Below are 22,309 nucleotides of genomic sequence, written 5' to 3'. Positions count from 1 at the left end.
CCTTATCGTGAGTGTGTCATGTCTGACAACAGCCAGAAAAAAGTGATCGTCGGAATGTCCGGCGGCGTCGACTCTTCCGTTTCCGCATGGTTACTGCAACAACAGGGCTATCAGGTCGAAGGCCTGTTTATGAAGAACTGGGAAGAAGATGATGGTGAGGAGTACTGCACCGCTGCCGAAGATCTGGCTGATGCACAAGCGGTTTGTGACAAACTGGGTATCCGCCTGCACAAAGTTAACTTTGCCGCCGAGTACTGGGATAACGTGTTTGAGCATTTCCTTGAAGAGTACAAAGCTGGCCGCACGCCGAACCCGGATATCCTGTGCAATAAAGAGATCAAATTTAAAGCCTTCCTCGAATTTGCTGCGGAAGATCTTGGCGCGGACTTTATCGCCACCGGCCACTACGTGCGTCGCCAGGATGTTGACGGCAAGAGCCGCCTGCTGCGCGGCCTCGACGATAATAAAGATCAGAGTTACTTCCTCTATACCCTCAGCCATCAGCAGATTGCCCAGAGCCTGTTCCCGGTTGGCGAACTGGCCAAGCCAGAAGTGCGCCGCATCGCTGAACAGCTGGAGCTGATTACCGCGAAGAAAAAAGACTCGACCGGCATCTGTTTTATCGGCGAGCGCAAATTCCGTGACTTTTTGGGCCGCTACCTGCCAGCTCAGCCGGGCAAAATTATTAACGTTGATGGCCAGGTCGTTGGCGAACATCAGGGGCTGATGTATCACACCCTGGGCCAGCGTAAAGGCTTAGGCATTGGTGGTCTGAAAGAGAGTAACGACGATCCGTGGTATGTGGTTGACAAAGATGTCGCCAATAATCTGCTGGTGGTGGCGCAGGGTGCCGATCATCCACGCCTGATGTCGGTTGGTCTGATCGCTCAGCAACTGCACTGGGTCGATCGTGAAACGCTGCGCGAGCCATTACGCTGCGTGGTGAAGACACGTTATCGTCAGGCCGATATTGATTGTGTTATTACTCCGCTCGACGACCAGCGTATCGAAGTGCGCTTTGACCAGCCGGTTGCTGCGGTAACCCCAGGCCAGTCAGCGGTGTTTTATCTCGGGGAAGTTTGCCTCGGTGGCGGCATTATTGAAGAGCGCTTACCGCTGTTGTAAGGCGGGCGTTATCGTCGCCCTTCTCAATGTTTTGCACGTGATGTAATGACGGCGTCATCGCCGACGCGTAGACAGGAGTAACCGTGGCCAAGAATTATTATGATATTACCTTAGCGATGGCTGGCATCTGCCAGTCGGCGCATCTGGTACAGCAACTGGCACATCAGGGCCATTGCGACGGCGAAGTCATGCAGGTCTCGCTGAAGAGCTTGCTGGATTTAAATCCATCGTCGACGCTGGCGGTTTACGGCGGTGATGAGGCCAATCTGCGCTTTGGCCTCGAAACCTTGCTGGCGATTCTGAATACCAGCAGCCGCCAGGGCGTCGGTGCCGAACTGACGCGCTACACGCTGAGCCTGATGGTGCTTGAGCGCAAGCTGCACGGCAATAAGCAGGCGATGGACGAACTGGCACGCCGCATCTCCCAGCTTGACCGTCAGCTGGCGCACTACGATCTGGAATCCGATACGCTGCTAAGCGCAATGGCAGCGATTTACGTTGACGTGATCAGTCCGCTTGGGCCGCGTATTCAGGTAACAGGTTCACCCGCGGTGTTACAGAATGCTCAGTTGCAGAGCAAAGTGCGCGCCACCCTGCTGGCCGGAATTCGTTCCGCGGTGCTGTGGCATCAGGTCGGCGGTGGCCGCCTGCAGTTAATGTTTTCCCGCAATCGCCTGACCAGCGAAGCGAAACGAATTTTAGCAAACCTCAGCCCGGCAGAGTAACGCCGGGTGTTCAGCCCAATACCTTGTAAAACGATCCAGGAGTTGCACTGATGGAATTATCCTCTCTGACCGCCGTCTCACCTGTAGATGGTCGTTACGGCGACAAAGTCAGCCCACTGCGCGCTATTTTCAGCGAGTACGGTTTGCTGAAGTTCCGCGTTGAGGTTGAAGTTCGCTGGTTACAGAAACTGGCCGCGACCGCAGAGATCAAGGAAGTTCCTGCATTTGATGCCGACGCAAACGCTTACCTTGATGCTATTGTCGCTAACTTCAACGAAGAAGATGCCGCGCGTATCAAAACCATTGAACGCACCACCAACCACGACGTTAAAGCGGTAGAGTACTTCCTGAAAGAAAAAGTAGAGCCGGTTGCAGCACTGCACGCCGTTTCTGAGTTTATTCACTTCGCCTGTACTTCTGAAGATATCAATAATCTGTCACACGCGCTGATGCTGGAAACTGCCCGTCGTGACGTGGTTATGCCTTACTGGCAGCAGATTATTGGCGCGGTAAAAGATCTGGCGCAACAGTATCGCGATATTCCCCTGCTGTCCCGTACCCACGGCCAGCCAGCGACACCTTCTACCCTTGGTAAAGAGATGGCAAACGTCGCTTACCGCATGGAACGTCAGCTGCGTCAGCTGGAGCGTATCGAAGTGCTGGGCAAGATCAACGGTGCCGTTGGTAATTACAATGCGCACATCGCCGCCTATCCGGAAGTTGACTGGCATCAGCTGAGTGAAGCCTTTGTCACCTCATTGGGCATCACCTGGAACCCGTACACCACGCAGATTGAGCCACACGACTATATCGCTGAGATGTTTGACTGCATGGCGCGCTTTAATACCATCCTGATCGATTTCGATCGTGATATCTGGGGCTATATTGCGCTGAACCATTTCAAGCAGAAAACCATTGCTGGCGAAATCGGCTCTTCCACCATGCCGCATAAAGTTAACCCGATTGACTTCGAAAACTCCGAAGGTAATCTCGGCCTGGCGAATGCCGTTATGCAGCATCTGGCCAGCAAACTGCCGGTATCACGCTGGCAGCGCGATCTGACCGACTCAACGGTGCTGCGAAACCTTGGCGTCGGCGTCGGTTATGCGCTGATCGCTTATCAGGCGACGCTGAAAGGAATCTCTAAACTGGAAGTGAACCGCGACCGTTTACTGGACGAGCTGGATCACAACTGGGAAGTGCTGGCAGAGCCAATCCAGACCGTGATGCGTCGCTATGGCATCGAGAAGCCTTATGAGAAACTGAAAGAGCTGACGCGCGGTAAGCGGGTCGACGCTGCGGGCATGCAGACCTTTATCGACAGCCTGGCGCTGCCGGAAGAGGAGAAAACCCGTCTGAAGCAAATGACACCGGCTAACTACATTGGCCGTGCGATTCAAATGGTTGACGATCTGAAATAATGTCCGGCGGGTCGATGCAAGTCGACCCGCGTTAATCTTTGGTTTACTTGCTTTATCCTATAATCTCAGCATATAAAGAGAGTGAATAATACCGGTTCACTCAGTTTGCGAGAAAGGAACGGCCTATGCGCGTTTTGGTTGTCGAAGATAATGCCCTGTTGCGTCATCACCTGACGGTGCAGCTGCGGGATATGGGACATCAGGTTGATGCCGCTGAAGATGCTAAAGAAGCGGATTATTTCCTTAATGAACATACCCCGGACATCACTCTGGTTGACCTCGGTCTGCCTGATGAAGACGGTATGTCGCTGATCCGCCGCTGGCGCACTCAGGAAGTTAAGCAGCCGATTCTGGTGTTAACCGCACGAGATGGCTGGCAGGCTAAAGTTGAAGCACTGGAAGCCGGTGCCGATGACTATGTCACCAAGCCGTTTCATATTGAAGAAATCGTCGCCCGGATGCAGGCGCTGATGCGTCGTAACAGCGGCCTGGCGTCGCAAATTATCTCACTGCCGCCCTTCCAGATCGACTTGTCACGTCGTGAGCTGACCATTAACGAGCAGCAAATCAAACTGACGGCATTTGAATATACTATTATCGAAACCCTGATTCGCAACACCGGCAAAGTGGTAAGTAAAGATTCGCTGATGCTGCAACTTTATCCCGATGCAGAACTGCGCGAAAGCCATACCATCGATGTCCTGATGGGCCGCTTACGCAAGAAAATTCTTGCTGAGTACAGCAAAGATGTCATTACTACGGTTCGCGGTCAGGGCTACCGCTTCGATCTCTGATTGATGTCACTGCTGCGTCGTTTTATCCCTTACTCACTGCGAGCGCGCTTCCTGCTGGCAACCGCTGCGGTGGTGCTGGTGCTGTCGCTTTCCTACGGGATGGTGGCAGTCGTCGGCTATGTCGTCAGCTTTGACAAAAACACCTATCGGGTAATGCGCGGTGAAAGCAATTTATTCTTTACGCTGGCTCAGTGGCGCAACGGCAAGCTGACTATCGCCCAGCCTGAGCGCATGACGCTTAATTTCCCGACGCTGGTGTTTATTTATGACGAGCGCGGCCATTTGCTGTGGCAGCAGCGTGATGTACCGGAGATTCGCGATAAGATTAAGCCGGAATGGCTGAAAAAGCCGGACTTCTACGAGATCGATACCAACACCAGCACCAGCCGCGAAGCACTGGGTAATAACGCCGATGCGCAAAGTAAACTGCACGCATACGACGACGATGGCAACAGCTCATTTACCCACTCGGTGGCGGTTAATCGCTATGATGCCACCACCAATCTGCCCGCGCTGACCATTGTGGTGGTCGACTCAATTCCACAGGAATTACAGCAGTCTGATATGGTCTGGGTATGGTTTAACTATGTCTTGCTGGTTAATTTACTGCTGGTCATTCCGTTACTGTGGCTGGCAGCGCACTGGAGTTTACGGCCTATCGGCTCGCTGGCCAGCCAGGTGCGCGAACTGGAAGGCGGTACCCGTGAAACCCTCGATCCTTATCCGCCGCAAGAGCTTCGCAGCCTGGTCCGTAATCTCAATCTGTTACTGGATAATGAACGCCAGCGCTACACCCGCTACAGCACCACGCTGTCAGATCTAACCCACAGTCTGAAAACGCCGCTGGCGGTTCTGCAAAGTACCCTGCGCTCGCTGCGCGGCAGCAAAACCTTCACCATTGAGCAAGCTGAGCCGATTATGCTGGAGCAGATCAGTCGTATCTCGCAGCAGATCGGCTACTATCTGCACCGCGCCAGTATGCAGGCCGATCATAATCCGCTGAAGCGCGAGCTGCATTCGGTCTCCGCACTGCTCGACAGCCTCTGCTCCGCACTGAATAAAGTCTATCAGCGTAAAGGCGTTTCGCTGTCACTCGACGTTTCGCCGGAGATCACCTTCGTTGGCGATCCTAACGATTTTATGGAAGTGATGGGGAATGTGCTGGATAACGCCTGTAAATATTGCCTGGAGTTTGTCGAAATCTCATCGCGCCAGACTGATAACGTGCTGTATCTGATTGTGGAAGATGATGGCCCAGGCATTCCGGAAAGTAAGCACGACCTGATTTTCGTGCGCGGTCAGCGTGCTGATACCATGCGCCCTGGTCAGGGTATTGGCCTGGCGGTAGCGCGCGATATTCTCGAGCAATACGAAGGGGATATCCTCACCGGAACCAGTGAGTTAGGCGGAGCAAGAATGGAAGTGGTGTTCCAGCGACAAGAAGTGTCACATAACGGCGAGTAGCAAGCCACTGCACTTCACAGGCGAAGGGTATATACTTCCTGCAATTACTGCCTGAACTGGAACGTTATATGGATTATCAGCTCGATATCAACTGGCCCGAATTTGTGCAACGCTACTGGCAAAAACGCCCGGTGGTGCTTAAACGCGGCTTTAAAAATTTCGTCGACCCTATTACCCCTGATGAACTGGCAGGCCTGGCGATGGAGAACGAAGTCGACAGCCGCCTGGTCAGCCATAATGATGGGAAATGGCAGGTCAGCCACGGGCCTTTCGAGAGCTATGATCATCTGGGTGAAAGCAACTGGTCACTGCTGGTACAAGCGGTAGACCACTGGCATGAGCCTTCTGCTGCGCTGATGCGCCCTTTCCGCTTTTTGCCTGACTGGCGTACTGACGATCTGATGATCTCCTTCTCGGTACCCGGCGGTGGCGTTGGTCCCCACTTCGATCAGTATGACGTGTTTATCGTGCAGGGCACCGGCCGCCGCCGTTGGCGCGTGGGTGACAAAGTGCCGCTTAAGCAGCATTGCCCGCATCCCGATCTGCTGCAGGTTGAACCTTTCGACGCGATTATTGATGAAGAGATGGAGCCGGGCGACATTCTCTATATCCCACCAGGTTTCCCGCACGAAGGTTACTCGCTGGAAAACGCCATCAACTATTCCGTTGGTTTCCGTGCGCCAAGCGGGCGTGAACTGATCAGTGGTTTTGCCGATTACGTACTGCAACGTGAGCTGGGTAGCCATCGCTTCAGCGACCCGGATGTTGCGGCGCGCGATCGTCCGGCAGAGATTTTGCCACAGGAAATCGATGGCATTCGCCAGATGATGCTGGAAGTGATCAATCAGCCGCACCAGTTTAATCAGTGGTTTGGCGAGTTTATTTCGCAATCACGTCATGAGCTGGATATCGCCCCGCCAGAACCGCCTTACCAGCCGGATGAGATTTATGATTCGCTGCAACAGGGCGACAAGCTGACACGCCTCGGCGGTCTGCGCGTTCTGAGCATCGGTGACGCCGTATTTATTAACGGTGAGCAGCTGGAAAGCGCACATCGTGACGCACTGATGGTGCTGGCAAATCAGCTGACGCTGGGGCAGGAAGACTTTGGTGATGCGCTTGACGACCCGTCGTTCCTCGCTCAACTGGCAGCGCTGGTCAACAGCGGCTACTGGTATTTTGGCGAAGAATAACCGAATCTTTTGAAAAACATTCTGGGCGGCCTGGTTGCCGCCCAGAATGTTGCTGCTATTTACGTTCCGCCGCTAACTGCGCAATACGCATGATTACCGCCACCGTTTTCTCCATATTTTCCAGCGAAGCAAACTCATGTTTGCCATGATAGTTATAACCGCCAGTAAAGATGTTGGGACACGGTAATCCCATATAAGATAACGAGGCGCCATCAGTACCGCCGCGGATGGGTTTCACCTGCGGTTCAATTTCACAATCGCGCATTGCCTGCAGTGCCAGCTCAATAATATGCGGATGAGCCTCGACCTTTTCCCGCATATTGTAATAACTGTCTTCAATTGTCACTTCAATAGCGCCCTTCGCCGGCAGCGCTTTGCTGAGGTCGCGGGCAATATCCTGCAGCAGTTTTTTGCGCGCAGCGAAGCCGTCGGCATCAAAATCGCGCACAATATAGTGCAGCTCGGCACGTTCGACGCTGCCTTTAATCTGATGCAGATGGTAAAAACCCTCATAGCCTGAAGTATGCTCCGGTACTTCCTGCGGCGGCAGCGCGGCATGAAAACGCGTTGCCACATCCAGCGCATTGATCATCACGCCTTTGGCAGAGCCAGGATGCACATTATTGCCGGTAATTTTTACCGTTGCCGAGGCGGCGTTAAAATTTTCAAATTCAAACTCGCCCAGGCCGCTGCCATCAATGGTATACGCCCAGTCAGCGGCAAAGGCGGCAACATCAAAATGTGCCGCACCTCTGCCAATCTCTTCGTCCGGCGTAAAGGCCACGCGAATTTCACCATGAGGAATATCACTTTGTGCCAGGCGCGCCATGGCAGTGATAATCTCGGCGATACCGGCTTTATCGTCAGCCCCCAGCAAAGTCTTGCCATCAGTGGTAATCAACGTATGGCCGATCAGCTGATGCAATACCGGAAACATCACCGGCGACAGCACCTCATCCCCAATCCCCAGCGCGATATCCCCGCCGCGATAATTTTCGACAACCTGCGGATTCACATTTTTTGCGGTGAAGTCAGGCGACGTGTCTATGTGGGAAATAAAGCCGATAACCGGTGTTGGCCAGTCGACAGTGGACGGTAAAGTCCCCATCACACAGCAATTGTCAGTCAGCGTGACGTCTTTAAATCCGAGTTCCTTTAGCTCGCTTTGCAATTCTTCTGCCAGCCGCCATTGCCCCTCGGTACTGGGAACCTGACGAGCATGACTCTTAGATTGCGTATCGAAAGAAACGTAGTGTAAAAAGCGATCGAGTAATCTGTTCATCTTTCGTCCCTCTGAATGCCTGCCGCTATTATGGAAAGCTTGATCGGTTAAAGTATTGCTTAAGGTCATAGGTTTTGAGCGTTCGCGCAATTAATTGCCGCTTATTTAGCAGGCATGCAACTTTGCCGCATTGAGAGCAGCGCGCTGTCAGGTTCTGCACGGCACGCCGATTTCGGTATTTATTTATCTTTCGATTGTGATACCGGTCATTATCTCGATGCGGGCACTCAGTTATATCTATCGTTAGTCGGCCACGGATGATTCTTCAGCCTGATGAATGTCACGCTGTCGCCAGGGTTGTCTCTTAGTTTGTTCGCACTGCCGGTAAGCAAAAAATAGCGGCTTTAACCAGGCGGGCTGCGAGTTTTTCAGGTATCATCGCTCCCCAATTTTAAACCTAACCCTTTGATTCAGGCAGCGAATATGATGCAAAAACACGCGCGCAAGCCGCTGGTCACGCTTTCAGGCATCAATAAAGCGTTTGACGGTAAGGACATAATTGCCAATTTTAACCTCACCATTAATCACGGTGAATTTATTACCCTGCTCGGCCCTTCCGGCTGCGGTAAAACCACTATCCTGCGCCTGATTGCCGGGCTGGAAGTCGCCGACCGTGGCGATATCGTGCTGGATGGCGAATCGATTACGGATACTCCGGCTGAGAATCGCCATATTAATACGGTGTTTCAGAGCTACGCACTGTTCCCTCATATGACGGTATTTGAAAACGTTGCTTTCGGCCTGCGAATGCAGAAAACCCCGGCAGATGAAATCACCAGCCGGGTGACGGATGCCCTGGCGATGGTGCAGCTGAACGACTTTGCGCAACGCCGTCCGCACCAGCTTTCCGGTGGCCAGCAGCAGCGCGTGGCCATTGCCCGCGCGGTAGTGAACCGGCCCAAAGTGCTGCTGCTGGATGAATCACTGTCGGCGCTGGACTACAAGCTGCGTAAACAGATGCAGAATGAGCTGAAAGCATTACAGCGTAAGCTCGGTATTACCTTTATCTTTGTGACCCACGATCAGGAAGAAGCGCTGACCATGTCCGATCGTATCGTGGTGATGCGTGAAGGCCAGATTGAACAGGACGGCACGCCGCGCGAAATTTACGAAGAGCCACGTAACCTGTTTGTCGCGCGGTTTATCGGTGAAATTAACGTGTTCAGTGCGGAAGTGCTGCACACGCTGGATAATCAGCGGGTGCGCGCGCGGGTTGAAGGTCGCGAATGCGATATCCTGGTGCCGTTTACCGTGCAGCCCGGACAACGACTCAATGTGCTGCTGCGTCCGGAAGATCTGCGAGTAGAAGAGATCAATGACGGTAACAATATCGACGGGCTGATCGGCTATGTTCGCGAGCGTAACTATAAGGGAATGACGCTGGAGTCCACCGTCGAGCTGGAAAACGGCAAGCTGGTGACGGTAAGCGAATTCTTTAACGAAGACGATCCTGATTTCGATCACTCGCTGAATCAGAAAATGGCGGTGAACTGGGTTGAAAGCTGGGAAGTGGTGCTCAAAGATGAAAACGACGCGTAAACGCTTTCAGAAAATAGTGATATTGACCATTGTCAGCTGGCTGGTGCTGTTTGTGTTCTTGCCCAACCTGATGATTTTCGTCACCAGCTTTCTGACCCGTGATGATGCCAACTTCGTCAAGCTGGTATTCACTCTGGATAACTACAGCCGTCTGGCCGATCCGCTGTATGCCGAAGTGCTGCTGCACTCGCTGAATATGGCGCTGATCGCCACCCTGAGCTGCCTGCTGCTCGGCTATCCTTTCGCCTGGTGCCTGACAAAGCTGCCGGAGCGCCTGCGCCCGCTGATGCTGTTTTTACTGATTGTGCCGTTCTGGACCAATTCGCTGATCCGCATTTACGGTCTGAAAATCTTCCTCAGCACTCGCGGCTGGCTCAATGATTTTCTGCTGTGGCTTGGCGTGATCGATAAGCCGTTCAGCATTATGTACAGCTCACAGGCGGTGATCCTCGGACTGGTGTATATCCTGCTGCCGTTTATGGTGATGCCGCTCTACTCCAGCCTGGAAAAACTGGATAAGCCGGTGCTGGAAGCCGCGCGCGATCTGGGTGCCAGCAAGCTGCAAACCTTTATCCGGATTATTCTACCGCTCACCATGCCGGGAATCGTTGCCGGATGTCTGCTGGTTCTGCTGCCGGCGATGGGGCTGTTCTTTGTTTCCGATTTAATGGGTGGGGCGAAAAACCTGTTAATCGGTAATGTGATTAAAAGTCAGTTCCTTAATATTCGTGACTGGCCGTTTGGCGCGGCCACCAGCGTGGTGCTGACGCTGATCATGGGGCTGATGTTGTTGATATACTGGCGTGCTGCACGTCTGCTGAATAATAAGGTGGTGCTGGAATGATGGCGCGCTGGTTACGTGGCGGCTTTATGACCGTCATATACGCCTGGCTGTATATTCCGATTGTGATTCTGATTATCAACTCGTTTAATCAGTCCCGATTCGGCATAAACTGGCAGGGATTCAGCACTCAGTGGTACAGCCTGCTGCTGAATAACGACAGCCTGATTGATGCGGCGAAGCACTCGCTGATTATGGCTGTGCTGTCGGCCAGCTTTGCCACGTTGATCGGCTCGCTGACCGCCGTAGCGCTCTATCGCTATCGTTTTCGCGGTAAGCCGTTTGTCGGCGGCATGCTGTTTGTGGTGATGATGTCGCCGGATATCGTTATGGCGATTTCTCTGCTGGTGCTGTTTATGCTGCTGGGTATTTCACTCGGCTTCTGGTCACTGCTGTTCTCGCATATTACCTTCTGTCTGCCTTTTGTCGTTATTACCGTCTTTTCACGCTTAAAGGGCTTTGATGTGCGCATGCTGGAAGCGGCAAAAGATCTCGGTGCCAGTGAAATCACCATTTTGCGTAAGATCATTCTGCCGCTGGCGCTGCCAGCAGTCGCGGCGGGCTGGCTGCTGAGCTTTACTCTGTCGATGGATGACGTGGTGGTCTCATCATTTGTTACCGGTCCCAGCTACGAAATATTACCGCTGAAGATCTATTCAATGGTAAAAGTCGGCGTCTCTCCAGAGGTTAATGCGCTGGCGACGATTCTGATGCTGTTGTCGCTGGTGATGGTCGCCCTCAGTCAGTTATTACTGCGCGATAAAACTCGCCGTTAAACCGTTGCGGGGCAATTTTTTGCCCCGCAATAACGGCCTGATTGAAAAATATTCTATTAATTGACTCCGCCATTCAGGCGAAAAGCAGAAGATTTCTTTTATCGGATAGATAATTCTGGACGGCACAAAGCCGGTGGCTTTCTCATCCAGAATACAAATCAGGAATCAATATGGAAATTAATAGTAATACCTCAGTAATAAACAATTTTTCCGCAGATGCCTCGGTAAGTAATAATAATTTAGCTATCCTCAGGCAGCCGCTATCGTCGGGCATGAAACAGGATGAAGCGATCGATCTTAAAAACAGAAAAAATCACGCGCTGACCGTAATGCTGTCTGAGCATACCTCCGCTAACCCGGTGAACTTAACAAATTTGGATCTTAGTGGCATGGACTTAACCGCGCATAACTTTAACTGGGTACAGCTGGAAAGCAGCGACTTGAGTCACTCGATTATTACTGGTTGTCCATTCCGCGAAGCCTCACTCTGCTGTGTCAATATGCAACATGTCGAGGCCGCAGGCTGCGATTTTACGCATGCAGAAATGTACGCCATTAATCTCAGTGACAGTAATTTGCAGCATGCCACGCTGAATGAAGCTAATCTGGAAGAAGCCATATTGACGAGGGCTGATCTTACTCATGCCAGTCTGCAAGATATTGATATTGAGCAATTTGCAGACTTTGATGATGCAACAATGCGCGGAGCCCAGCTGCAAAGATCCAATCTCGAAAATGCCTCGATGCGTAATGTTGATCTGACTGACGCGGATTATTCTGAAACCCGTCTGCCGGCCTCCAGCTATGCATAATCTTAATAATCTGTTTGCCGGTTGGCATCGCGGCTGCAACCTTGACCTCGCCGCTCTCTGGCATATAATCCCGAACAAACGACATCGGGTCAGGTATCCATATTGGCAGCCTGCCTCTGGGAGAAATTATCATGAAAAAGTGGTCACACTGGCTGGCAGCCGGCGCGCTGGCGTTCGGATTACACAGCGCACAGGCAGACGACAGCAAAACGCTCTACTTCTACAACTGGACGGAATATGTTCCGCCGGGACTGTTGGAACAATTTACTAAAGAGACCGGCATTAAAGTCATTTACTCGACGTATGAATCTAACGAGAGTATGTATGCCAAGCTGAAAACGTATAAAGACGGTGCCTACGATCTGGTGGTGCCTTCCACTTACTTCGTTGCCAAAATGCGCAATGAAGGCATGATACAAAAAATAGACAAAAGCAAACTGTCGAACTTTACTAATCTCGATCCGGTGCTGCTGAACAAATCGTTTGATCCGAATAACGACTACTCGATCCCCTATATCTGGGGGGCGACCGCGATTGGCGCAAATACGGATGTTATTGATACCAAAACCGTTACCCGCTGGGCCGATCTGTGGAAGCCGGAATTTAAGCAGAGCCTGCTGTTAACTGACGATGCCCGCGATGTTTTCCAGGTAGCTTTACGTAAACTCGGTTACTCCGGCAATACCACCGATCCTGAACAGATTAATGCCGCCTATGAAGAGCTGAAAAAGCTGATGCCTAATGTGCTGACTTTTAACTCAGACAATCCAGGCAGCCCTTATATGGAGGGTGAAGTTAATCTGGGCATGGTGTGGAACGGTTCGGCTTACGTCGCACGTCAGGCCGGTACGCCGCTGGACGTTATCTGGCCGCAGGAAGGCGGCATTTTCTGGATGGACAGTCTGTCGATACCGGCTAACGCGAAAAATGTAGAGGGTGCGTTGAAGCTGATTAACTTTCTGCTCCGCCCTGACGTCGCGGCAAAAGTAGCCGAAACCATCGGTTATCCGACGCCAAACCTGGCGGCGAAAAAACTGCTGCCGAAAGCGATGTCCGGCGATCCGTCACTGTATCCGAGCGATGAGGTGATCAAAAACGGCGAATGGCAGGATGATGTCGGCGAAGCCAGTATGCAGTACGAAACCCTGTTCCAGAAGTTAAAAGCCGGGCGTTAAAACGCAGATTCGGCACGGGCGTGGTTCTCGCCGCCCGTGCCGTTAATCTCTGCCCTGCAGATCCTCTGTACCGAAGCTAAAGCGGCTCCCGAACAGAATGATTACTTATACAGCCCCAGCAAAAATGTGCGCACGTACAGCGGTACTACCTGACTGGCCGGACCGTATTTTTTCTCTTCGAACTCGCTACCCACCTGGCTTGGCTCCAGATTCAGCTCTACGGTATGCGCGCCCTGTAATTTTGCCTCGTGGACAAAACCCGCCGCCGGATAGACATGGCCCGAGGTGCCGATAGCGACAAAATAATCAGCCTGTTCAATCGCCTGATAAATCTCATCCATTTGCAGCGGCATTTCTCCAAACCACACCACATGCGGGCGCAGCACCGCAGGAAACTGGCAGCAGTGGCAGCGATCGCCTGGCTTAACATCTTCAGTCCAGTCAAGAATCTGCCCACTCATCGAACAGCGCACTTTCAGCAATTCGCCGTGCATATGAATCACCCGCTCGCTGCCGGCTCGCTCGTGCAGGTTATCAATATTTTGCGTCACCAGCAGAAAACCGTCACCCAGTACCGATTCCAGCTCTGCCAGCGCCTGATGCGCGGCATTGGGCTGGATTTCCGGCTGCTGCAACTGCTGACGGCGGGCGTTGTAAAATGCCTGCACCAGCGCCGGATCGCGGGCAAAACCTTCCGGCGTTGCCACATCCTCAACCCGATGCTCTTCCCACAGGCCGTCACTGGCGCGAAAGGTACGAATACCCGACTCAGCAGATATCCCGGCTCCCGTCAGAACTACCACGCGCGGCAGCGGATGTGCTGCCAGCTCAGCGCTACGATCACGCTCGAAAATGCGCTGACGAAAGCGTTGATGAATCTGACGCTTGGTCTTTTTGTAGCGTGCGAGTCGCAGTCGGCGACGGGGTGTGCGCATAAAAGCTCCTTTAATTACTTAAGATGAAGGAATGCGGCGCCGCGCATTCCTCCTGCATCGCCATGTCGGGCTTTCGCAAAACGCGGTGGTTTAGCCACCGGTAACAGGTACTTCGCTACCCGCTGTTCCAGCCCGTCATAGAGCGCATCAAAATTAGACAATCCCCCGCCCAATACTACCAGGTGCGGATCGAGCAGCGTCAGCAAATTGCCAAGGCAAACGGCCAACAGTTCACAATATCGCTCGGTATGGGCCTGCGCCAGTGTATCACCCTGATAATAGCGGGTGATAATTTCAGGTGCACTGAGAGTCTGCTGATAATGATGCTGCCAGAGCCAGGAAAAACCCGGCCCGGAGAGATAGGGTTCAATACAGCCGCGTTTACCGCAGCCGCACATTTGTAGCGGAATATCGTGACCGAGCACCTCAAGGGCATCAACTGGCAAACGCATATGCCCGTACTCGCCGGTAATGTAGTTACGCCCGGTCACCGGTTTACCGTCAACGATCAATCCCCCGCCAACGCCGGTGCCGAGAATCAGCCCGAACACCACCGGACAGGCCTGAAACTCATCGTCCCAGGCTTCGGAGAGCGCAAAGCAGTTGGCATCATTATCGATGCGTACCTCGCGCTGTAGCCGTTGCGACAGATCGGCCCCAAGCGTTTTACCACGCGCGGCCGGCACGTTAGCGGTAAACAGCGTGCCATCGTCCGGAACCGGCAAACCCGGTACGCCGATACCGACGCTACCGCGCTGACCGCAGACGCTGTCGGCCTCCAGCACTAATTGTTCCAGCGTCGCCAGCAGCTGCTGATAATCATCGCGCGGCGTCGCCACGCGTTTGCTCCACCGCTGCTGGCGTTGAGCATCGTAAACACCAATGGCGATTTTGCTGCCGCCCATATCGAGGCCGTAATACATGCGCTATCCCCTTCGGTATCGGTATTATTGTCCGCTTAACACCCGGGCCGGATCAATACGGCTGGCGCGACGCGCCGGATACCAACTGGCCAGCAGGCTCAGCACAATCGCCGTTGCCAGCACTGATATCACGTCGGTCCAGTGCAGTTCTGACGGCAAAAAGTCGATAAAGTAGATATCACCGGAGAGGAACTGATGGCCAATCAGCTTTTCAATACCGTTGATGACGCTGGTCAGATTAAGCGCGGCCAGCACGCCGACCACTACCCCAGTGACGCTGCCCAGCAGGCCCGCCATCAGGCCATACCAGACAAAGATGGCGCGGATCAACCCATCTTTGGCGCCCAGCGTACGCAGCACCGCAATATCGCTGCTTTTATCTTTCACCGCCATGACCAGCGTCGACACGATATTAAAGCAGGCCACCCCGATCACCAGCACCATCGCCAGATACATAATGGCGCGGATCATCTGAATATCACGGTACATATAGCCGTATGTTCCTACCCAGCTGCGCAGATAGACATAGGACTGGGTGACTTCACCGGCATCGCGCACCAGTTTATTCGCGCTAAACGGATCGTTAACTTTGATGGCAATTCCGGTGACGTTGTCGCCCATCGCCAGATACTGCTGGGCATCCGCCAGTGGCACCATTGCCAGACTGTGATCGAGCATGCCGCTAAGCTGCAAAATGCCGCTCACCTGCAAGCGCACCCGCTTCGGCTGCAGCAGTTTATGTTCGGTATCACTGTTGGGAATCATAATCGTCAGCCAGTCGCCCTGCTTCAGGCCGAGCGATTTTGCGACCCCACTACCAATAATCACCTGCTGCTTGCCGGCGGCAAAGCTGGACCAGGCGTTATTCTGCACAAATTTTGGCAGCGCACTGAGCTGCATTTCCTGTTGAGGATCAACACCCTTAACCTGAATTGCCTGCAGCTTGGCTCCGCTTTCGATCAGACCGGTGAAATTAATATACGGTGCAGCGGCGGCAATACCTGGCACTTTTTCAATCCGCGGGATCATCTGCTGCCAGCCGCTAAATGGCTGATTAACCGGTTCGATTTCACCGTGCGGAACCACCGCCAGAATGCGGTTATTCAGCTCACGTTCAAAACCGTTCATTGCGCTCAGGCCGACGATCAATACCGCCACGCCCAGTGCAATACCGACGGTGGAAATTACCGAAATCAGCGACACCATGCCGCCACGCCGACGGCCACGGCTGAAACGTAAACCCAGCAGCAGCGATAACGAAGCAGCCATTACAACGCTCCTGCCAGCGTCAGTTCACCACTCAGCTGACCGTCACGCATCTCCATCTGACGCTTCAGACGTTTGGCAAGATGCAGATCGTGGGTCACGACCAGAAAAGCAGTGCCCTGACGCACGTTCAGTTCACCCAGCAGATCGAAGATGGCATCCGCGTTACGTGCATCAAGATTACCGGTCGGTTCATCGGCCAGCACCAGACGCGGATTGTTTACCAGCGCACGGGCAATCGCCACGCGCTGACGTTCGCCGCCCGACAGTTCAGAGGGACGATGCGCGGCGCGTTTTTCCAGGCCTACCGCGCTTAACATCGCCCGGGCTTTTTCCTGCGCCTCAACTTTATTCACTTTACCGATCAGCAGCGGCATCGCCACGTTTTCCAGCGCGGTAAAGTCCGGCAGCAGATGGTGAAACTGATAGATAAAACCGAGCTCGCGGTTACGCAGTTCGGCTTTGGCCGATGAAGAGAGACTGTTCAGCGACTTGCCATCAAACACCACCTCACCGGAAGTGGGTGAGTCCAGACCGCCAAGCAGGTGCATCAGGGTACTTTTGCCGGAACCCGAGCTACCGACAATCGCCATCATTTCACCCGGCTCAATGCTGAATGACACATTGCGCAGCACATCGGTCTGGACGCTGCCTTCCTGATAGCGTTTGCACAGATCGTTACACTGCAACAGGATCGAATTACTCATAGCGTAAAGCCTCAGCGGGTTGTACGGCGGCAGCGCGCCAGGAAGGATAAAGCGTCGAAAGCAGCGCCACCACCATTGCGGTCAGCGCAATGGCGACTACCTGCCACGGCGAAATCGCCACCGGCAGCGCGGCACCATCGAGGAACATGCCAATCACCGGCATCAGATTATTAAGCTGGCTGGCCAGCAATACGCCGAGCAACGCGCCGAGCAACGCGCCGATAATCCCGGCGCTGGCACCCTGCACCATAAACACCATCATAATCTGACGGCGCGTCAGGCCCTGGGTTTGCAAGATCGCCACTTCACCCTGCTTCTCCATAATCAGCAGGCCCAGCGAGGTAATAATGTTAAATGCGGCTACCGCCACAATCAGGCTCAGCAGCAGGCCCATCATATTTTTCTCCATGCGCACCGCCTGGAAAAGCTCGCCTTTGCGTTCGCGCCAGTCTTTCCACACCATGCCGTCAGGCAGTTTTTGCTGACTGAGGGTATCGACACTCAGCGGCTTATCAAGCCATAAACGCCAGCCGGTGATATTGCCCGCCGGATAGCGCATCAGGCGTGAAGCATCCTGCTGGTTGACCAGAATCTGATAACCATCCACTTCACTGTTGGCGGCAAAGGTGCCGATAATATTGAACAGGCGCTGGCTTGGCAGACGGCCCATCGGGGTAAACTGGCTGGCAGACGGCACCATCAGACGAATTGAGTCGCCGCGTTTAACCCCGAGTTGCCCGGCCAGTTGCTCACCGAGAATGACGTTGTACTGCCCCGCCTGCAGATCCTGCTGCTTAACATTAACCAGATACGGCGTCAGCGGATCCTGCTCATCAGGCTGGATGCCAAGCATCACGCCGACCGCCACGCTTCGCGCGCTTTGCAGCACCACATCACCGGTGGTTAACGGCGCAACGCGGCTGACTCCCTGAAGTTTCAGGCTCTCTGCCGGTAATTGTTGAGGATTGACCGACCCTTTGTCGCTGGTAATCAGCGCCTGCGGCATCAGGCCAAGAATATTGTTTTCCAGTTCGCGCTCGAAACCGTTCATCACCGACATAACGGTAACCAACGCCATCACGCCCAGCGTGATGCCGATAGTGGAAAGCCATGAGACAAACCGACCAAAGCGGTCTGACGCTCGTCCGCGCATGTAGCGCAGACCGATAAATAACGCAACAGGTTGATACATGTAATCCGTCTTGTGGCGGTTGCTAATGTAAAGTGTTAAGGATGATAAAGGAGCAGCCCGCTTTATGGAACCACTAAGCCTCTGAGTATGCTGGAAACCCTGTAAAGATAGTGCAGGCGAGCGACTGAATGCTGAAATAATCGACAGTATCGCGGTTTTAATGCCCCTTTTCCCTTCAGGGGTATAAGCGATAAACTATAATCAGTGTCAGTCAGAGAGGTTTTCTTGCGCTATTCAGGCACCGGAGTTGTACCATGTTCAGGTATCCCAAAGGCAGTATCGTCAAACATAAAACCGGCCATATCAACGGTATGGTGGTTAACATCTTCGATCAGGGGGATTCTCCCACCGGCTATTACGTCAGATGGGATGATGGCAACCACAGTTACCATCTGGAAGCCGAGTTGTGCTGGGCGAATATCGATCGGCCCAAAATGCACTACACTCAGCAGTCAACGAAATAGCGACCGCTTGCTGGTTTCATCAGGTCTTCGCGCATGATTCGTATGAATAAAATTCCGCTCGCGATCAGGTGATCCCTGGCGCGTTCTGTGAAATCATTACCGCCATAGAATTAATCAAGAGAACGTCGAACCGACTATGCCAGAACAGACTCGCTATTCCCTGCCTGAGAAAGCCGGCGATCGCTCCCTGCTTGGGCAGCTGACCGGTGCGGCTTGTGCCGTTGAATGTGCTGAAATTATTGAACGTCATCACGGGCCGGTAATGTTAATCGCCCCTGATATGCAGAATGCGCTGCGCCTGCAGGATGAAATCCAGCAGTTTACTGACCAGCCGGTGATTAGCCTCGCCGACTGGGAAACGCTGCCGTTCGACAGCTTCTCGCCGCATCAGGAAATCATCTCATCGCGCCTTTCGACACTGTATCAGTTACCGACACTGCAACGCGGTGTGCTGATCCTGCCGGTTAACACGCTGATGCAGCGCGTTTGTCCGCACAGCTTTTTACATGGTCACGCGCTGGTCATGCAAAAAGGACAGCTGTTATCGCGTGATACGCTGCGCAGCCAGCTGGAGCAGGCAGGCTATCGCAGTGTTGATCAGGTTATGGAACACGGCGAGTACGCCACGCGTGGCGCACTGCTCGATCTCTATCCGATGGGCAGCGAACAGCCTTACCGTATTGACTTCTTTGATGATGAAATCGACAGCCTGCGGGTATTTGACGTCGATTCGCAGCGCACGCTGCAAGAAGTTGAAGCGATTAATTTACTGCCGGCGCATGAATTTCCCACCGATAAAGCCGCTATCGAACTGTTTCGCAGCCAGTGGCGCGAGAAGTTTGATGTAAAACGTGAAGCCGAACATATCTATCAGCAGGTCAGCAAAGGTACGCTGCCTTCCGGTATCGAATACTGGCAGCCGCTGTTTTTTGATCAACCCCTGCCGCCGCTGTTTAGCTATCTGCCGGACAACACACTGATCGTGAATACCGGCGATCTGGAAAGCAGCGCTGACCGTTTTCTGCTTGATGTGAATGCGCGCTATGAAAATCGCCGCGTCGACCCGATGCGTCCGCTGTTAGCGCCGGAAAACCTGTGGTTACGCACTGACCAGCTGTTCAGCGAGCTAAAGAACTGGCCACGGGTTCAGCTCAGCAGTGAAATATTGCCAGCCAAAGCCGCCAATACCAATCTGGATTATCAGCCTTTACCGGATCTTGCGGTCCAGGCGCAGGCAAAAGCGCCACTGGATAATCTGCGCCGTTTCCTTGAAACATTTACCGGATCGGTCATCTTCTCGGTTGAAAGTGAAGGCCGCCGCGAAGCATTACTTGAGCTGCTGGCGCGTATTAAAGTACTGCCAAAAACCCTTCACCGTCTCGATGAGGCTGGCCAGTCGGGTCACTATCTGATGATAGGTGCGAGCGAACGCGGTTTTATTGATGGCCTGCGCCAGCGAGCCTTAATCTGTGAAAGCGATCTGCTGGGCGAACGCGTCACGCGTCGCCGTCAGGACAGCCGCCGCACCATCAACCCGGACGTGTTAATCCGCAACCTCGCCGAACTGCATGAGGGCCAGCCGGTGGTCCATCTGGAACACGGTGTCGGACGCTATCTGGGGATGACCACGCTGGAGACCGGTGGCATCAAGGCGGAATATCTGATGCTGGCTTACGCCGGTGACGCCAAATTATATGTGCCGGTCTCCTCGCTGCATTTAATCAGCCGATACGCTGGCGGCGCTGATGAAAATGCGCCGCTGCATAAATTGGGTAGCGATGCCTGGTCACGCGCGCGCCAGAAAGCCGCCGAGAAAGTGCGTGATGTTGCGGCAGAACTGCTGGATATCTACGCGCAGCGAGCTGCCAAAACCGGATTCGCCTTTAAACACGATCGCGAGCAGTATCAACTGTTTTGCGAAACTTTCCCGTTTGAAACCACACCGGATCAGGCGCAGGCAATCAATGCCGTGCTCAGTGATATGTGTCAGCCGCTGGCGATGGATCGCCTGGTGTGTGGTGACGTCGGCTTTGGTAAGACTGAAGTGGCGATGCGCGCCGCCTTCCTGGCGATTGAAAACCATAAACAGGTAGCCGTGCTGGTGCCAACCACCCTGCTGGCGCAACAGCATTACGATAACTTCCGCGATCGCTTTGCCAACTGGCCAGTGCGCATTGAGATGCTGTCGCGTTTCCGTACCGCCAAAGAACAGGCGCAGATTCTTGAACAGGCGAGCGAAGGCAAGATTGATATTCTGATTGGCACCCATAAGTTGCTGCAAAGCGAGATTAAGTGGCGCGATCTGGGATTACTGATTGTCGATGAAGAGCACCGCTTCGGTGTACGTCATAAAGAGCGCATTAAAGCGATGCGTGCTGACGTGGATATCCTGACGCTGACCGCCACGCCCATTCCGCGTACGCTAAATATGGCGATGAGCGGCATGCGCGATCTGTCGATTATTGCGACCCCGCCGGCGCGCCGTCTGGCAGTGAAAACCTTTGTGCGCGAGTATGACGATCTGGTGGTGCGTGAAGCGATTCTGCGCGAAATCCTGCGTGGCGGCCAGGTTTACTACCTGTACAACGACGTTGAGAATATTGAGAAAGCCTCACAGCGGCTGGCGGAGCTGGTGCCGGAAGCGCGCATTGCCATTGGGCACGGCCAGATGCGCGAACGCGATCTGGAACGGGTCATGAACGACTTCCATCATCAGCGCTTTAACGTACTGGTGTGTACCACCATTATTGAAACCGGCATTGATATCGCCAGCGCCAATACCATTATTATTGAGCGTGCGGACCACTTCGGCCTGGCGCAGCTGCACCAGTTACGCGGTCGCGTCGGGCGTTCGCACCACCAGGCTTACGCCTGGCTGCTGACGCCGCATCCGAAAGCAATGACCACCGATGCCCACAAGCGGCTGGAAGCCATTGCCTCGCTGGAGGATCTTGGCGCAGGCTTTGCGCTGGCGACTCACGACCTGGAGATTCGCGGTGCCGGAGAATTGCTGGGTGAAGACCAGAGCGGCCAGATGGAAACTATCGGTTTCTCACTGTATATGGAACTGCTGGAAAATGCGGTCGATGCCCTGAAAGAGGGCCGCGAACCGTCGCTTGAGGATCTCACCAGCAATCAGACAGAAATCGAACTGCGTATGCCATCGCTGCTGCCGGACGATTTTATTCCGGACGTCAGCACCCGCCTGTCCTTTTATAAACGTATTGCCAGCGCCCAGACCGACAGCGAGCTGGAGGATCTGAAAGTCGAACTGATCGACCGTTTCGGCCTGCTGCCGGATGCGGCGCGTAATCTGCTGGATATCGCGGCGTTACGCTTAACCGCGCAGAAGCTCGGCGTGCGCCGCATTGAAGGCAATGAAAAAGGTGGCTTTATTGAATTCGCTGAGAAGAACAAAGTTGATCCCGGCTGGCTGATTGGTCTGCTACAAAAAGAGCCGCAGCACTGGCGTCTGGATGGCCCAACGCGACTGAAGTTTATTCGCGATCTCAGCGAGCGAAAATTACGCATGAAGTGGATGCGCGATTTTATGACGCAGCTGCTGGAGAATGCGGCTTGACTGGCCGATGCTAACCGGACTTAAATTCAATGCCTGGCTGAAGAGTCAGGCATTTTTTATCGGCGGATAAAACGGTTAACCAAAGCATTTCTGAA

At 53.6% G+C, this 22,309-nt stretch carries 19 protein-coding genes; 13 read left to right on the top strand and 6 right to left on the bottom strand.

The features are described from left to right. Positions 1 to 18 precede the first annotated feature (18 nt). The 6 genes from mnmA (at position 19) to RIN69_RS09605 (ending at position 6,722) form a co-directional block, all read left to right on the top strand. Positions 19 to 1,125, top strand: a complete 1,107-nt coding sequence (mnmA, locus tag RIN69_RS09630) for a tRNA 2-thiouridine(34) synthase MnmA (protein WP_313857080.1) — start codon at positions 19 to 21, stop codon at positions 1,123 to 1,125. 83 nt (positions 1,126 to 1,208) lie between these two features. Continuing rightward, positions 1,209 to 1,850: a high frequency lysogenization protein HflD gene (gene hflD / locus RIN69_RS09625; protein WP_313857078.1), complete on the top strand. Its 642-nt coding sequence runs from the start codon at positions 1,209 to 1,211 to the stop codon at positions 1,848 to 1,850. 50 nt (positions 1,851 to 1,900) lie between these two features. Beyond that, positions 1,901 to 3,271, top strand: coding sequence for an adenylosuccinate lyase (purB, locus tag RIN69_RS09620; protein WP_313857077.1), 1,371 nt, complete (start codon positions 1,901 to 1,903; stop codon positions 3,269 to 3,271). Between the two features lie 125 nt (positions 3,272 to 3,396). After that, the gene (gene phoP, locus RIN69_RS09615; protein WP_313857075.1) at positions 3,397 to 4,065 is read left to right on the top strand and encodes a two-component system response regulator PhoP; all 669 of its coding nucleotides are present in this window, start codon (positions 3,397 to 3,399) and stop codon (positions 4,063 to 4,065) included. 3 nt (positions 4,066 to 4,068) lie between these two features. Beyond that, positions 4,069 to 5,529 (top strand): two-component system sensor histidine kinase PhoQ, encoded by a 1,461-nt coding sequence (gene phoQ, locus RIN69_RS09610; RefSeq protein ID WP_313857681.1) that lies wholly within the window; start codon positions 4,069 to 4,071, stop codon positions 5,527 to 5,529. A gap of 68 nt (positions 5,530 to 5,597) precedes the next feature. Further along, positions 5,598 to 6,722: a ribosomal protein uL16 3-hydroxylase gene (locus tag RIN69_RS09605; protein ID WP_313857073.1), complete on the top strand. Its 1,125-nt coding sequence runs from the start codon at positions 5,598 to 5,600 to the stop codon at positions 6,720 to 6,722. A 55-nt stretch (positions 6,723 to 6,777) separates the two neighbouring features. Here RIN69_RS09605 and pepT read toward each other — a convergent pair whose 3' ends face one another. Further along, positions 6,778 to 8,004 (bottom strand): peptidase T, encoded by a 1,227-nt coding sequence (pepT, locus tag RIN69_RS09600; RefSeq protein WP_313857071.1) that lies wholly within the window; start codon positions 8,002 to 8,004, stop codon positions 6,778 to 6,780. A 423-nt stretch (positions 8,005 to 8,427) separates the two neighbouring features. On the opposite strand from pepT, the gene potA reads away from it, so the two are divergent. From potA to potD, 5 genes are all read left to right on the top strand, one after another. Beyond that, positions 8,428 to 9,543 carry a spermidine/putrescine ABC transporter ATP-binding protein PotA gene (gene potA / locus RIN69_RS09595; protein WP_313857070.1) on the top strand — a complete coding sequence of 372 codons (1,116 nt, stop codon included), beginning with the start codon at positions 8,428 to 8,430 and terminating at the stop codon, positions 9,541 to 9,543. Continuing rightward, complete coding sequence (gene potB, locus RIN69_RS09590; protein WP_313857069.1) at positions 9,527 to 10,387, top strand: spermidine/putrescine ABC transporter permease PotB; 861 nt, start codon at positions 9,527 to 9,529, stop codon at positions 10,385 to 10,387. Before potA ends, potB begins: the two co-directional genes overlap by 17 nt. Then, positions 10,384 to 11,160 (top strand): spermidine/putrescine ABC transporter permease PotC, encoded by a 777-nt coding sequence (gene potC, locus RIN69_RS09585; protein WP_313857068.1) that lies wholly within the window; start codon positions 10,384 to 10,386, stop codon positions 11,158 to 11,160. The genes potB and potC overlap by 4 nt, the downstream gene beginning before the upstream one ends. A gap of 170 nt (positions 11,161 to 11,330) precedes the next feature. Beyond that, the gene (locus RIN69_RS09580; protein ID WP_313857067.1) at positions 11,331 to 11,972 is read left to right on the top strand and encodes a pentapeptide repeat-containing protein; all 642 of its coding nucleotides are present in this window, start codon (positions 11,331 to 11,333) and stop codon (positions 11,970 to 11,972) included. Between the two features lie 131 nt (positions 11,973 to 12,103). Then, on the top strand, positions 12,104 to 13,147 hold the full coding sequence (potD, locus tag RIN69_RS09575; RefSeq protein WP_313857066.1) for a spermidine/putrescine ABC transporter substrate-binding protein PotD: 1,044 nt from the start codon (positions 12,104 to 12,106) through the stop codon (positions 13,145 to 13,147). Positions 13,148 to 13,248: 101 nt separating this feature from the next. Here potD and cobB read toward each other — a convergent pair whose 3' ends face one another. From cobB to lolC, 5 genes are read right to left on the bottom strand one after another with little or no spacing between them, the layout of a single operon-like run. Continuing rightward, positions 13,249 to 14,082, bottom strand: coding sequence for a Sir2 family NAD+-dependent deacetylase (gene cobB / locus RIN69_RS09570; protein WP_313857064.1), 834 nt, complete (start codon positions 14,080 to 14,082; stop codon positions 13,249 to 13,251). A 14-nt stretch (positions 14,083 to 14,096) separates the two neighbouring features. Beyond that, the gene (gene nagK, locus RIN69_RS09565; RefSeq protein WP_313857063.1) at positions 14,097 to 15,005 is read right to left on the bottom strand and encodes an N-acetylglucosamine kinase; all 909 of its coding nucleotides are present in this window, start codon (positions 15,003 to 15,005) and stop codon (positions 14,097 to 14,099) included. Between the two features lie 24 nt (positions 15,006 to 15,029). Next, on the bottom strand, positions 15,030 to 16,274 hold the full coding sequence (gene lolE, locus RIN69_RS09560; protein WP_313857061.1) for a lipoprotein-releasing ABC transporter permease subunit LolE: 1,245 nt from the start codon (positions 16,272 to 16,274) through the stop codon (positions 15,030 to 15,032). Next, the gene (lolD, locus tag RIN69_RS09555; RefSeq protein ID WP_313857059.1) at positions 16,274 to 16,978 is read right to left on the bottom strand and encodes a lipoprotein-releasing ABC transporter ATP-binding protein LolD; all 705 of its coding nucleotides are present in this window, start codon (positions 16,976 to 16,978) and stop codon (positions 16,274 to 16,276) included. Before lolD ends, lolE begins: the two co-directional genes overlap by 1 nt. Beyond that, the gene (lolC, locus tag RIN69_RS09550) at positions 16,971 to 18,170 is read right to left on the bottom strand and encodes a lipoprotein-releasing ABC transporter permease subunit LolC (RefSeq protein ID WP_313857056.1); all 1,200 of its coding nucleotides are present in this window, start codon (positions 18,168 to 18,170) and stop codon (positions 16,971 to 16,973) included. Before lolC ends, lolD begins: the two co-directional genes overlap by 8 nt. A gap of 254 nt (positions 18,171 to 18,424) precedes the next feature. On the opposite strand from lolC, the gene RIN69_RS09545 reads away from it, so the two are divergent. Next, positions 18,425 to 18,634 (top strand): hypothetical protein, encoded by a 210-nt coding sequence (locus RIN69_RS09545; RefSeq protein ID WP_313857054.1) that lies wholly within the window; start codon positions 18,425 to 18,427, stop codon positions 18,632 to 18,634. A gap of 136 nt (positions 18,635 to 18,770) precedes the next feature. Next, entirely contained in the window at positions 18,771 to 22,214 is a 3,444-nt protein-coding gene (gene mfd, locus RIN69_RS09540) for a transcription-repair coupling factor (protein WP_313857053.1), read from the top strand. Positions 22,215 to 22,309 lie beyond the last annotated feature (95 nt).

This window comes from Winslowiella toletana, assembly GCF_032164335.1.
Taxonomy (GTDB): Bacteria; Pseudomonadota; Gammaproteobacteria; order Enterobacterales; family Enterobacteriaceae; genus Erwinia; species Erwinia toletana_A.
This window is presented reverse-complemented; position numbering and strand designations above follow the sequence as displayed.